Here is a 13,014-nt window from a genome sequence, read left to right on the forward strand (position 1 = left end):
CTTGTTTATATTACTTACATCATACAACACATAAACTGTACAGTCAAACGTGACGGTTTATTATTCACAATTTATACAAAATTCCAATCTCCTCCTATGATGATTCAATACGAGTAATCTACACTTATACAATAAAATTACTAAACTACTACCTAATCACTACATTGTCTGCCACTTTTAACCTTTCTTATTTAAAAGCATATCCTACTAATAATGATTGCTTGTATAGGAGGGAATTAATATGAAAAAGACAATCATTTCTCATTTTTATAATGAAGAATACCTACTTCCATGGTGGCTTATGCATCACACGAAAATATTCGATCACGGCATTTTAATTAATAGGGGGTCTACAGATCGTTCCGTAGAGATTTGTAAACTATTAGCACCCCACTGGGAAGTACGAAATTCAAGATTTCTTGAGTTTGATCCAACTAATACTGATATTGAAGTGATGGAAATTGAAAGAGAAGTTTCAGGTTGGAAAATCGTTTTAAATACTACTGAATTCTTTTGTTGTAATAATACTGAAGAATTTTTTTCATCTCTTCATACACTAGGCCAAAACATGTATGCGATTAGAATGATTTTAATGATAGATAATCATAATTATAATTATTCAAAGCCTAGATATTCTATCCCCTTAGTAGAACAGCGATACCACGGTGTCTTCCCTTATAACCCAAATCTCGGATGTGCTTGGAGATTTATTCACAATCATCTAGACGGTGCATATTTACCTGGTAGACATCATTCGCGGCACGGATATATAATTTATGACTATCCTTCATTTATTTTAAAATTCTATTTTAGCCCTTGGAATGAACAATCAAAGGCAAGAAAATTACAAATTACACCTACCCTTTCAAAAAGGGGTATTCAAATGGGGCTTCAAACACATTACGGTCAATCTCCTGAAGTACTGGACATACGTTTTTTAGAGCTTAGTAACCTAACACAAGACCTCCGTCATAACCCTGAATATCAAGAATTATTCCCAAAATTCAAACCGTAATATTTTCTGCATCGTCATCACCTCAAACATTTTCATTCGCTTAATCAAAAACAATCTCATTTGCATAAAACATGAATACTGTATAAATAATAAATTTTTATTTTAGGAGGAAAAAATGAAAGCTGTTATTCTTGCTGGTGGGTACGGTACAAGAATTGGGGAAGAAACACATTTAAAACCGAAACCTATGATTGAAATTGGAACAAAGCCCATTCTATGGCACATTATGAGTTTGTATAGTCATTACGGGATTACTGAGTTTATTATTTGCTTAGGCTATAAAGGATATGCAATTAAAGAGTTCTTTCTAAATTACAACTTACACATGTCTGATTTCACAATACAGTTAAACGATAATACAATTACTAGCCATTCTCATCGTGTAGAACCATGGAAAGTTACACTAATCGATACTGGTGTAAATACCGAAACGGGTGGCCGAGTGAAAAAGATTCAAAATTATGTCGGAGACGAACCTTTCTGCCTCACTTATGGTGATGGATTAAGTAATGTAAATATAAAAGAACTTATTACATTCCATAAAAAACATGGGAAAATGGCTACTGTTACTGCCGTACAACCTCCTGGTAGATTTGGTTCTCTCATATTAGATAAACAGTCTGTAACATCTTTTCAAGAAAAACCATTAGGTGATGGCGGATGGGTTAACGGTGGATTTTTCGTTTTAAATCCTGAAGTTTTCAATTACATTAGTGGAGATAAGTCTGTTTTTGAAACAGACACTTTAGTTCAGTTAGTAAACAAAAATGAATTGGCCGCATATCAACATTCTGGTTTTTGGCATCCGATGGATACATTGCGCGATAAAAATAAATTAGTCGAGCTATGGGAAAGTAATAACGCTCCGTGGAAGGTTTGGTAATATGGCTTCATCATCTTTTTGGAATAAGAAAAAAGTATTTATTACGGGACATACTGGATTTAAAGGCTCCTGGCTCACCCTTTTCTTAAGTTCTTTAGGTGCAGAAGTAGTAGGCTTTTCTTCTCATCCCCCATCCATTCCTAACATTTTTGAACAAGGTAACGTAGCAAAAGAGTGCACGACAATAAAAGGCGATATTACAGATTACCATTCTTTATTTCATGCCATGAAGCAGCATAAACCCGACATAATATTTCATTTAGCAGCTCAGCCAATCGTAACCGCTTCATACAAAAATCCTATCGATACATTCAAAACGAATGTTTTAGGTACTGTCCACGTGCTAGAAGCAGCAAAGTCCTTCGAAAGCGTACGTGCCATTATTAATGTGACAAGCGATAAATGTTATGAGAATGACGGTAGTGGCGACCGAGCGTTCGTGGAAAATGACCGACTAGGAGGTTTCGACCCTTATAGCGCTAGTAAAGCTTGTGCTGAATTAGTTACAACATCTTATCACCAATCTTTTTTTCACACGAATACTACTTCGCTTGCTTCTGTAAGAGCAGGTAACGTTATTGGTGGTGGTGATTGGGCAGAAGATCGATTATTCCCTGATATCATTCGGGCATATTTGCACAATCATACTTTGTGTATTCGAAACAAATATGCCATCCGTCCGTGGCAACATGTTTTAGATCCTCTACATGGCTATATCCTTTTAGCTGAAAAACTTTGGAATGATGCTAAATATGCAGAAGCATGGAATTTCGGACCGATTAATGAATCTAGCAGAACCGTTCATGATGTCATTGAATCTGTAATAAAATTATGGAATAACCCACTAACAATCATTTCCTCCTCTACAAATACTCCTTATGAATCACCTGTTTTAACACTCGATAGTACAAAAGCAGTAAACAAACTCGGCTGGACTCCTAAGTTATCAACAGATGATGCTGTCGCTTGGACTGTTGATTGGTACAAAAAATATGCATCTGGTGAAAAGATAGAATCTTTCACACGACAACAAATCGATGCATTCAAAAATTTATAAGGGGGCTATAAAATGGAACAGAAAAAATGCCGTTTTTGCCACTCATTACTAACCAACACTTTTTTAGATTTGGGCGTTTCCCCTCTTGCTAATTCATTTGTAGCTCCTGAAAGCTCATATAAAATGGAACCTTTTTATCCGCTGCACACATTTGTTTGTAACTCTTGTTTACTCGTACAGCTAGATGAATTTGAATCTCCACAAAATATTTTTCATAACTATTTATACTTCAGCTCTTACTCCTCAAGTTGGCTACTACACGCTAAACAATATGTAGAAATGGCGATTAAGCGTTTCAACTTAACGAAACATTCAAAAGTGATTGAAATCGCAAGTAACGATGGGTACTTATTACAATACTTTAAAAAAGAAAATATCGAGACATTGGGAATTGAACCCGCGAAAAACGTAGCAGAAATTGCTATCAAAAAAGGAATTCCTACTCATGTGAATTTTTTCAGTAATGACTTAGCAAAAAAATTGCCACAAGCTGATTTAATCGTCGCAAATAACGTATTAGCACACGTTCCAAACTTGCATGATTTTGTTGCCGGTTTAAAAACGTTATTAAAACAAGATGGCACGATAACAATTGAATTCCCACACTTATTAAACCTCATATCCTTTAAACAGTTCGATACTATCTACCATGAGCACTTTTCCTACTTCTCACTTATAAGCCTTCAAAAAGTTTTAAGTTATCATCATTTACAAATTGTTGATGTAGAAGAACTTTCAACGCATGGTGGTTCCTTACGGATTTTTGTAAACCATCTAAGTGCCCAATCAACTATCCATTCCAATGTTACAAAATTAATTCAAAAAGAAGTCGACCACGGGTTAGGTACTTTAGATTGCTATCTCCTTTTTTCTAAACGCATCGAACAATTGAAAATAAATATTTTAAAGTTTTTTATTGAAGCGAAAGCTTTAAACAAACAAATTATCGGTTACGGTGCTCCCGCTAAAGGAAACACCCTTTTGAATTATTGCGGGATAGGTAAAGAATTTCTAGCTTATACAGTAGATAAAAATCCTCACAAACAAAATCTCCTTTTACCAGGAACTCGTATTCCAATAAAATCTCCAGCAGAAATTAAACGTACAAAACCAGATTACATTCTTATACTTCCTTGGAATTTGAAAGACGAAATTATGAAAGAATGCTCTTTCATTCGTGAATGGGGCGGTAAATTTTTAGTGACGGTTCCAGAAATTGAGGTGATCGAGCCATGAAGAAAGTTGTTGTAACAGGTGGTAGTGGCTGGATAGGTAAATATGTTGTACATTCACTTATACAAAAGGGATATGAAGTGTACGCCACGTATAATAAAAATAACCCCTCTCACCTCCCTTGCCATTGGCATAAAGTAAACTTGCTTCGCGATGACGAAGTAAAACAATTCATTTACGACGTTCAGCCTAGCCATCTCATTCACCTTGCTTGGGAAGCAGTGCCACCAGCATGCTATGTATCTATTAATAATTACTATTGGCTAAAGTCTAGTATTTCATTGATTCAATACTTCACAACATACGGCGGAAAGCGTGTTGTCGTTGCAGGTACTGGCGCAGAGTACGAATGGTTTAACGGCGTATTATTTGAAGATTCACCGCTCCTTTCCTATAAAACCCCGTATTCTTTATGTAAAAATGCACTGCACTCTTGGCTAGAAACGTATGCACAACAAACAGGCCTCAGCATGTGTTGGGGCCGCATTTTTCATATGTATGGACCTCACGAACAAGGTAATCGGCTCGTTTCTAACATTATCACTTCCTTATTAAAAAACGAGGAAGCACTATGTACACATGGAAAACAATCGAGAGATTTCCTCCATGTGAGTGACGTCGCTGACGCTCTCGTAACAATATTAGAACACAGCGTTACAGGCACCATCAATATCGCTTCTGGTCAATCTGTACAAATTAAAGAGTTAGCTTCTATCATTGCTAAAAAGATAGGAAAAGAAGATTTAATTAAACTAGGTGCAATCCCTTTCTCTAAAGATGAACCTTTATTTGTCGGGGTTAATGTAGAACGTTTAAAAACTGAAGTAAACTGGAAACCAACATACGATCTAAATACAGGAATTGAAGAAACAATTTTATGGTGGAAATCATTTATACAAAAACATAACGATATGCATCATTAAAACGTAAATCCTTCGTTCCTCTCGCTAATTCCTTATACCATCCTTCTAATCTTTCCGGCGTAACAATATGATGCGTCCCCATTCCCCCATGCTTACTAGCTTCAGAAAGAGTCGGACCAATTTGTAACTTTCTCTTTCTCATCGCATCGTTCCACGGACTAAACCCAAACCATAATATACAGGCAAGAGGTGGATAAATCATCGATTCATGCGCAGATAAATGTCTTCCAACCGTATAACTTCCATGCTCATGATTATGAATAAATCTACCTCTTCTCCATAACGGCCAATCTTCTGGTAAATAACCATGAAACCGCTGTTTCATTAAAGGTATTCCAAAGTTAAGGTCCGGATAGTTGTAGTTAGGATCATCAATCATAATAAGCCCGTCCAGCCAATACATCCTCCCCCCCAATTCATTTAGCGATTTCCAAAACTGATTTTTATCTTGCACGCAAAGAAACTCAGTCGTATTTAAAATCATTTTCCATCCTTGTACTTCTTGTTCTATCCTCATCACTTCATGATCTGTCGCATATGCATCAAACTCTGGATTTACAGAATCTCGCACCTCCCAATGCGGTGCGAATTTTTTACAAATCTCAACGGAACGATCTGTTGAACCTTTATTAATTAAAATACCATGATCAAAAAGTTTCGTATGATGCATAAGCCACCATGGCAATAAATACTCTTCATTGTAAAAATGTGAAATAACGGTTGTAGTTATAATAATCTCCTCCTCTTTCTCTATTAATCTACTTTTTATCCTACAACCAATATACTCATAAGCAAAAATATGTTTCCTAATTATTGATCAAATATTATTATTAATATTTTTGTAAGTTTTCCTTTGGTACCCAGCCCTCCTCACCATCTCTTCCTTCGCACCAAACCCATCCATTCAATTCTTCTAATCCGATCAATCTTTTTCCAATACTCACATTTAATTCTTTCGCAGTATATTGTTTTATAATAATTCCTGTTCCATTCATATCTTTTCTTATAATTTGCTCCGGAACCCATCCTTTCCGGTCATATTTCTCTTCGTGACAAAACATCCAGTTTTCCCAATTTTCAGGACCAGCGTAACTCTCTATCATTTTCACTACATTCCCCTCTTCTAAGCGAATTGGATTAGGATAATTGCTAACATGTGATTTTATAACGATATATTTCATAACACCCTCCAATAATCAGAAAATTAAGTTATACTATCACTATAACTTAAAAAGGAGGAATACACATGTACTACAACACTTCATTCGAAAACGATCAACCTGTAGGCCGTCTATAAACTAAGACGGGCTTATAACACATACACTATGCCTCGTCTTAGGGAACTCATATTACCCTAAAAATAGACGGAGGTACTTCAAATGAAACAAACCATTTTAGGAGCTATATGTTTATCACTAGCAGCAAGTATATGGGGCGGTATGTATGTTGTTAGCAAATACGTACTCGATTTTATCCCACCACTAACACTCGTTTGGCTACGCTTTATCATTGCTTTTGTTGTTTTGTATGGCATTTTGAAACTAGCTGAGAAAAAACAAAAGAAAAAAGTAAACATTCGCAAAAAAGATTGGCTCCTCTTCGCTTGGATAGGATTTATTGGATATTTCATTTCAATCACATGCCAATTTATCGGAACAAAATTATCCGACGCTCATACAGGCTCGTTAGTTACATCAGCTACGCCTGCATTTATGGTTATATTTGCAGCGCTCATTTTGAAAGAAAAACTAACCGCTCGTAGACTTTTATCTACTATAATAGCGACAATCGGTGTCATTATCGTAATCGGATGGGATATTGAAATTGGCTCCTATTTTATCGGAACAATCATTTTAGTTGGAGCCGCTATTACGTGGGCCTTACTATCTATTTATGTAAAAATCGCTTCAATCCAATTTTCATCCTTAGTTATTACAACGTATGCCATATTCTTTTCACTCTTTTTTATTACACCTTTTATGATAGGAGAACTACAAACATCCTCTATCGGAACAGTAAATACGTACGTAATATTAGGCGTATTATACTTAGGAATCGTTTCAACAGCAGGTGCCTTTTTCCTTTGGAATAAAGGATTAGACTTAATGGATGCAAGCATCGGTTCCTTATTTTTCTTCTTCCAACCTATCGTTGGATCATTACTTGGTTGGCTCTTATTAAATGAGACATTAAATAGTAACTTTTTCATTGGTGGTATTCTCATTATATGTAGCGTTTTCATTACTACTTTTGAAAAGAAATAAAAAGCAGGCAGAGATTCTTAGTCTCTGCCTGTTCGCATTATTGGATCTTGGTCGTGAAAACCAATACAAATCGGTATATATCATAATACTTCGCTTCTATTTGCTCTACTGCTAACGAAAAGAGATCCTCTTGCATCTCTTCTAAATACTGAAATATATCCACACTAAATACTCCTCACCCTTTACGCACTCCAATGCGATGGACGGGACAATAATTTCGGTAATTTCGTATGCTTATCCCCTTTCGCCGCATTAATTTGAACTTGCGTCAGGAAAATACAATTTGTAAAGTCTGCTCCGCGAATATCTGCATCTCGTAAATCTGCTCCAATGAGATCTGCCCCTCGTAAGTCTGCTCCATTTAAGTTTGCCGCAATTAAATATGCTCCTCTTAAATTTGCTCCTTGTAAATCTTTCTTTTTCAGATTTGCTCCCATAAGGTCTGCTCCGCGGTGAATGATTCGTTTCTTACGCGCAGTATTCATTTCCTTCCATACTAATTCGCTCGTTTCTAAAAGAAGAATGTTCACCTCTGCCCTATGCATTGGAACATTTATTTTCATTAACTCATCTGGATTTAAATTCGAAAGTCGCTCTGTCTCCTCAATTGCGTTCTCCAGCTCTTTATGAATTGGCTGTGTTGCCTTTAAAAGAATCGCCTCATTCAAATACCAAAGCATTTCATGAAGTTGATGCATAACTGGAAAAGCATCGTACATTTTTCTTGCATGCTTTGCATCTTTCCGCCAATCAATCCCTTTAAACGTACCCTGAGAAATCTTCTGTCCAGCACCGAAACACTCAAATACTGTACAACCTTTATAACCTTTTCCTCTAAGATTTTTATGTATACTACATTTAAAATCTGATTGTAAGTTGGAACATGGTTTACCACCATCTTTATTCACTGCAAAATCTACCGATGCTGCGAACGGTAATGCAACGCAACATAGACCGAAGCATGTTTCGCAGTTTGCTTTTAAATGATCGTTATGATTAGTCAAAATCTATACCCCCTGTTGTCTTTTGACTATTTCATAATATTCCAACTGTAATAAATAATCAATTTTAAAATAAACCAGCATCTTTCGTTTCAATTCATAACTTTATCATTCGATTTCCTTTCAATTGAAAAGGACTATTTCTATTTAATGAATTATAATTAAATTATAAATTTTCTAACTAAAAAGGAGACTTATTATGGCACTAGAAATGAAAACAAACTGTCAAATTTGCGATCAATCGCTCGAACAAGATTCTGAAGCATACATTTGTGTATATGAATGTACATTTTGCGCACCATGTACAGAAGAAAGACATAACGTTTGTCCAAACTGCGGCGGCGAATTAGTACGTAGACCGAAAAAGAAATAATAAAAAGCAAAGCGATATCGCTTTGCTTTTGTTTAGGCATCTGAAATTATATATTTAAAAACTTCACACAAACAGGCTCTGGCACAGCAACATCAGATTGTAAAAGTGTTAACTTACCTGTAGATTCATCTCTTGAAAATAACACAAGATTATGTGACTTTTCATTTGTAGCAACAAGGAACTTTTCAGTAGGATCTAATACAAAGTCTCTTGGCCAATTTCCTTCTGTAGATGTGTGTTCAACAAATGTAAGCTGACCTGAATTTTGATCTACGCTATAAACAGCGATACTATTATGACCACGATTACCTGCATATACAAAACGGCCGTCAGAAGAAATATGAATCGCACTTCCTTGATTATTTTCATCAAATTGTTCTGGAACAGTAGAAATATACTGTAATTCTGTAAAGGATCCTTCTGCAGGATTATATGTTAACACAATAACCTCTGAACTAAGCTCCGTCATCACATACGCATACTTTCCATTCGGATGAAAAGTAATATGTCTTGGACCACTTCCTGGATTTACAGATAAACGATTCACTTCTATTAATGTACTATCTTTTACTTCATACGTAATTATTTTATCTATCCCTAAATCAACGCCCACTACATATTTTTCATCAGGAGTGTACCCCGCGTAATGTGCATGTGGTTTTTCTTGTCTTTCTTTATTCGGACCTGAACCTTCATGCGCCATAATAGATGAAGCAGGATTTACAGTTCCATCTTCTTCATTTATTTCAAAAGACTCAATCGTTCCTTTATGGTAATTCGCTGTAACTACTGTATGATTTCCACTATCAACACTAATATGACAAGGAGAAGCACCTTCTACTACTTGTCTATTTCTCGCTTTTAGTTCTCCAGTATGACTATCAATGGAATACGCAGCTACACCGCCAGATTCGCCTTCCTTAACAACAGAATAGAGATATTCATTATTTTGGTTAATCGTTACATATGTAGGGTTATCCAGCTTAGCGGCAAGTGTTACATTACTAATTTTTTTTGCTTCTGTGTCTAAAGTAAACTTATATATTCCTTCGCTATTTTCTTTCGTGTAAGTTCCAACATATCCAATAAACTCTTTGTTATCCTTCATTTTCATAACCCTCTCTCCCTATATTTTACGTTCATCATGCTTCTTAAAATATTTTATGTTGAAAGAGTATCCAAAAAAATCGGAGTACTTCTTTATACGTTACCATATTTTCTTGGTAAATAGCTTTTAAACCCACTTTTTTTGATACGCTGCTATACTTTCATATTCTTCTTCCAATTGACGGGACAGACGAATATAGATTGGCGTTAAATCTTTATATTTTTCCACACTTTCCATGTTTGGCTCATGATGAAAATCTGCACCTACCATTTCAGAAACTACGGATAATGTATCTATTTCACCTAAACTATATAAACCGAGGATTGCAGCTCCTAAGCAAGAGCTTTCAAAACTTTCCGGAACATATACGTCTTGATGGAAGATATCCGCCATCATCTGTCTCCAAAGTTCCGACCTTGCAAAGCCGCCTGTCGCTTGAATTTTTTTCGGTTCGCCAATTAACTCTTTTAAAGCGAGAAGAACGGTATACAAGTTATAAATTACTCCTTCTAAAACAGCACGGATAAGATGTTCTTTCTTATGATGCAATCCGAGTCCAAAGAAAGATCCTCGTGCATTTGCATTCCATAAAGGAGCTCTTTCCCCTGCTAAATACGGGTGAAATAATAAACCGTCAGATCCAGGATTCACTTTTGCCGCTATTTCAGTAAGTACTTCATATGGATCTTTCCCTAAACGCTTCGCAAGTTCAATCTCTGAAGTGCCTAATTGGTCACGAGCCCATCTGAAAATCATACCGCCGTTATTTACTGGTCCACCGATTACCCAATGGTCTTCAGTTAACGCATAACAAAAAATTCTACCTTTCGGATCTGTTACAGGACGATCTGTTACAGCACGTATCGCACCGCTTGTACCAATGGTAACAGCCACAACGCCAGGATCTATTGCATTTACACCTAAATTAGATAGTACTCCATCACTCGCTCCTACTACAAAAGGCGTAGAAACAAGTACATTCATCTCTTTGGCAAGCTCTTCATCTAATCCTGTTAAACTGTGCGTTGTTGGAACAAGTTTAGAAAGCTTTTCATCTGTAATTCCCGCAACATGTAAAGCCTCTTCATCCCATTTTAAAGATTTCAAATTAAACATCCCTGTCGCTGACGCTATAGAATAATCAATTACATACTCTTTATATAACTTGTAAAAAACATATTCTTTAATAGAAATGAATTTATAACTTTTTGCGAATAACTCTGCCTTCTCATTCTGTAGCCAAACTAATTTCGAAAGCGGTGACATAGGATGAATTGGTGTGCCAGTACGAAGGTAAATTTCATGACCATTCATATCATTCTTTATTTTCTCCGCCCAGCTTGCACTTCTATTATCTGCCCAAGTAATACATCCCGTTAATGGATTCCCCTTTTCATCTACAGCAATGAGACTATGCATTGCCGAACTAAAAGAGACACAAAGAATATCACTTGGCTGTACACTACTTGATCGTATAGTTTCTTTAATCGTATTTATTACTGCACGAAAAATTTCTTCTGGGTCTTGTTCCGCTGTTTCAGGCGTAGGAGAATATAAAGGATATTCAATTCCATGACTAGCAATAACAGATCCATCAGTAGAAAATAGAACTGATTTTGTACTAGTTGTCCCAATGTCTACACCAATCATATATTTTGAGCTCACCATTTCTTCCTCCTAACAAAAAATCCCTATAGTATCCTAATAATATAAGAACCATAAAAATACATTTATTTTATCTATTCATAACGTTATGTGCTAAAGTTATCTCTCTACATTCATATAAAAATATCCTTATTTTAAACAAACATATCGAGTAGTAAAACTCCTCCAAAAGCGATAAATGAAAGTAACGTTTCTAATACTGTCCATGTTTTAAATGTTTCTTTCACTGTTAAACCTAGGTATTCTTTTACCATCCAAAAACCAGCATCGTTTACGTGTGAAAACATTAATGCTCCTGCACCTGTTGCCATAACGAGTAACTCTAAGTTCACACCTGTTGTATTTTCAACGATTGGCGAAACGATACCCGCTGCTGTTGTTAAGGCGACTGTCGCTGACCCTGTCGCAATTCGAATTAAACCAGCTACTATAAATGCTAATACAATTGGAGATAGAGCTAAATGTTCAGACATTTGAGCAATAGCATTCCCTACCCCACTATCGATAAGAATTTGCTTAAAACCCCCGCCGGCACCAATAATCGCAACAATTGAACCGATTGGTAATAAGCTATCTTCTGTTATCTTCTTAATAGCTTTTTTATCGATACCTTGACGAAATCCAAGAAAATAGAACGCCGCAAAACATGCAATCAATAGTGCAATGATAGGACTACCGATTAATGTGATAATCTTCATCAAAGTATTAGAAAGAGGCACATAAGGAGCTGCTGCAGCTAAAACCATTAACATAACAGGTAACAATATAACTAAAAATGAAACTCCTATTCCTGGTAATTTCGTTGATTTTGTATTTACACGAATCAATTCTGGCTCATTTTCAGGAATTACACGTTTGTGAATCCATTTCGCAAATATAGGACCTGCAATAATCGCTGCAAAAAATGTAATAATGAGTGAATACATTAGTACATTCCCAAGATTCGCTTTATAAATACCAATTGCAACTATGGCCCCTGGATGCGGAGGAACAAGACCGTGCACGACAGATAGCCCAGCAATTGCTGGTAATGCTATTAATAAAATATTTTGTTTCGTTGTTTTATGAATTGAAATTACTAACGGCAGTAATATTAAAATGCCTACTTCAAAAAACACCGGGATTCCAATAATAAAACCTGCAATTAACATAGCCCATGGTAAGTTTTTTATCCCAAAGGATTTAATAAAGAACTCTGCCACTTGCATTCCAGCACCTGACTCTGCCATCATTTTCCCTAAAATTGTACCTAATACTAAAATACCTACTAAATGCCCTAGAACACTTCCCACTCCTGTTTCATAAGCACTCACTATTTTATCCATTGGCATTCCAGACATAATTGCTAAAAACAAACTTGCAACCGTTAAACTAATAAACGCATGCCATCTCCACCACGACACCCCTAAAATAACAATTACGATTGATAATAATGTAATCATTAAAAGGTACATATTCATACTCAATCCCCCTTTATGTAAACCCTTTCATA

General features: G+C 35.9%; 14 protein-coding genes. 7 read left to right on the forward strand and 7 right to left on the reverse strand.

Annotation, left to right across the window (positions count from 1 at the left end; translation table 11 throughout):
• Positions 1 to 241 precede the first annotated feature (241 nt).
• The 5 genes from BUA87_RS08360 (at position 242) to BUA87_RS08380 (ending at position 5,111) form a co-directional block, all read left to right on the forward strand.
• Entirely contained in the window at positions 242 to 1,015 is a 774-nt protein-coding gene (locus BUA87_RS08360) for a glycosyltransferase family 2 protein (protein ID WP_000750972.1), read from the forward strand.
• A gap of 115 nt (positions 1,016 to 1,130) precedes the next feature.
• The gene (rfbF, locus tag BUA87_RS08365) at positions 1,131 to 1,898 is read left to right on the forward strand and encodes a glucose-1-phosphate cytidylyltransferase (RefSeq protein ID WP_000648807.1); all 768 of its coding nucleotides are present in this window, start codon (positions 1,131 to 1,133) and stop codon (positions 1,896 to 1,898) included.
• Between the two features lies 1 nt (position 1,899).
• Positions 1,900 to 2,955: a CDP-glucose 4,6-dehydratase gene (gene rfbG / locus BUA87_RS08370; protein ID WP_071714588.1), complete on the forward strand. Its 1,056-nt coding sequence runs from the start codon at positions 1,900 to 1,902 to the stop codon at positions 2,953 to 2,955.
• A 12-nt stretch (positions 2,956 to 2,967) separates the two neighbouring features.
• Positions 2,968 to 4,191 (forward strand): class I SAM-dependent methyltransferase, encoded by a 1,224-nt coding sequence (locus BUA87_RS08375; RefSeq protein ID WP_016512529.1) that lies wholly within the window; start codon positions 2,968 to 2,970, stop codon positions 4,189 to 4,191.
• Complete coding sequence (locus tag BUA87_RS08380; protein WP_072939144.1) at positions 4,188 to 5,111, forward strand: NAD-dependent epimerase/dehydratase family protein; 924 nt, start codon at positions 4,188 to 4,190, stop codon at positions 5,109 to 5,111. Before BUA87_RS08375 ends, BUA87_RS08380 begins: the two co-directional genes overlap by 4 nt.
• Here BUA87_RS08380 and BUA87_RS08385 read toward each other — a convergent pair.
• Both BUA87_RS08385 and BUA87_RS08390 read right to left on the reverse strand, forming a co-directional pair.
• Entirely contained in the window at positions 5,080 to 5,880 is an 801-nt protein-coding gene (locus tag BUA87_RS08385; protein ID WP_071714590.1) for a glycosyltransferase family 2 protein, read from the reverse strand. The two genes, BUA87_RS08380 and BUA87_RS08385, sit on opposite strands and share 32 nt — an antisense overlap.
• A gap of 61 nt (positions 5,881 to 5,941) precedes the next feature.
• Positions 5,942 to 6,292 (reverse strand): SH3 domain-containing protein, encoded by a 351-nt coding sequence (locus tag BUA87_RS08390; protein WP_071714591.1) that lies wholly within the window; start codon positions 6,290 to 6,292, stop codon positions 5,942 to 5,944.
• A gap of 198 nt (positions 6,293 to 6,490) precedes the next feature.
• On the opposite strand from BUA87_RS08390, the gene BUA87_RS08395 reads away from it, so the two are divergent.
• Positions 6,491 to 7,375 (forward strand): DMT family transporter, encoded by an 885-nt coding sequence (locus BUA87_RS08395; protein WP_071714592.1) that lies wholly within the window; start codon positions 6,491 to 6,493, stop codon positions 7,373 to 7,375.
• A gap of 37 nt (positions 7,376 to 7,412) precedes the next feature.
• Here the strand turns inward: BUA87_RS08395 and BUA87_RS31710 are convergent, their stop codons facing one another.
• Together BUA87_RS31710 and BUA87_RS08400 are read right to left on the reverse strand one after the other, a co-directional pair.
• Positions 7,413 to 7,538, reverse strand: coding sequence for a hypothetical protein (locus BUA87_RS31710; protein ID WP_254905753.1), 126 nt, complete (start codon positions 7,536 to 7,538; stop codon positions 7,413 to 7,415).
• A gap of 19 nt (positions 7,539 to 7,557) precedes the next feature.
• On the reverse strand, positions 7,558 to 8,379 hold the full coding sequence (locus tag BUA87_RS08400) for a pentapeptide repeat-containing protein (protein WP_071714593.1): 822 nt from the start codon (positions 8,377 to 8,379) through the stop codon (positions 7,558 to 7,560).
• Positions 8,380 to 8,575: 196 nt separating this feature from the next.
• Here BUA87_RS08400 and BUA87_RS08405 point away from each other — a divergent pair, with 196 nt between their 5' ends.
• Complete coding sequence (locus BUA87_RS08405) at positions 8,576 to 8,749, forward strand: DUF1272 domain-containing protein (RefSeq protein WP_001162788.1); 174 nt, start codon at positions 8,576 to 8,578, stop codon at positions 8,747 to 8,749.
• A 46-nt stretch (positions 8,750 to 8,795) separates the two neighbouring features.
• Here BUA87_RS08405 and BUA87_RS08410 read toward each other — a convergent pair whose 3' ends face one another.
• The 3 genes from BUA87_RS08410 to gntP all read right to left on the reverse strand — a co-directional run bounded on the left by BUA87_RS08410 (position 8,796) and on the right by gntP (position 12,982).
• Positions 8,796 to 9,863: a lactonase family protein gene (locus tag BUA87_RS08410; protein WP_072939147.1), complete on the reverse strand. Its 1,068-nt coding sequence runs from the start codon at positions 9,861 to 9,863 to the stop codon at positions 8,796 to 8,798.
• A 120-nt stretch (positions 9,864 to 9,983) separates the two neighbouring features.
• Positions 9,984 to 11,525: a gluconokinase gene (gene gntK / locus BUA87_RS08415; protein WP_000254948.1), complete on the reverse strand. Its 1,542-nt coding sequence runs from the start codon at positions 11,523 to 11,525 to the stop codon at positions 9,984 to 9,986.
• Between the two features lie 131 nt (positions 11,526 to 11,656).
• Positions 11,657 to 12,982 (reverse strand): gluconate permease GntP, encoded by a 1,326-nt coding sequence (gntP, locus tag BUA87_RS08420; RefSeq protein WP_072939150.1) that lies wholly within the window; start codon positions 12,980 to 12,982, stop codon positions 11,657 to 11,659.
• Between the last annotated feature and the right edge of the window lie 32 nt (positions 12,983 to 13,014).

The organism is Bacillus sp. bc15 (assembly GCF_900142585.1).
Taxonomy (GTDB): domain Bacteria; phylum Bacillota; class Bacilli; order Bacillales; family Bacillaceae_G; genus Bacillus_A; species Bacillus_A cereus.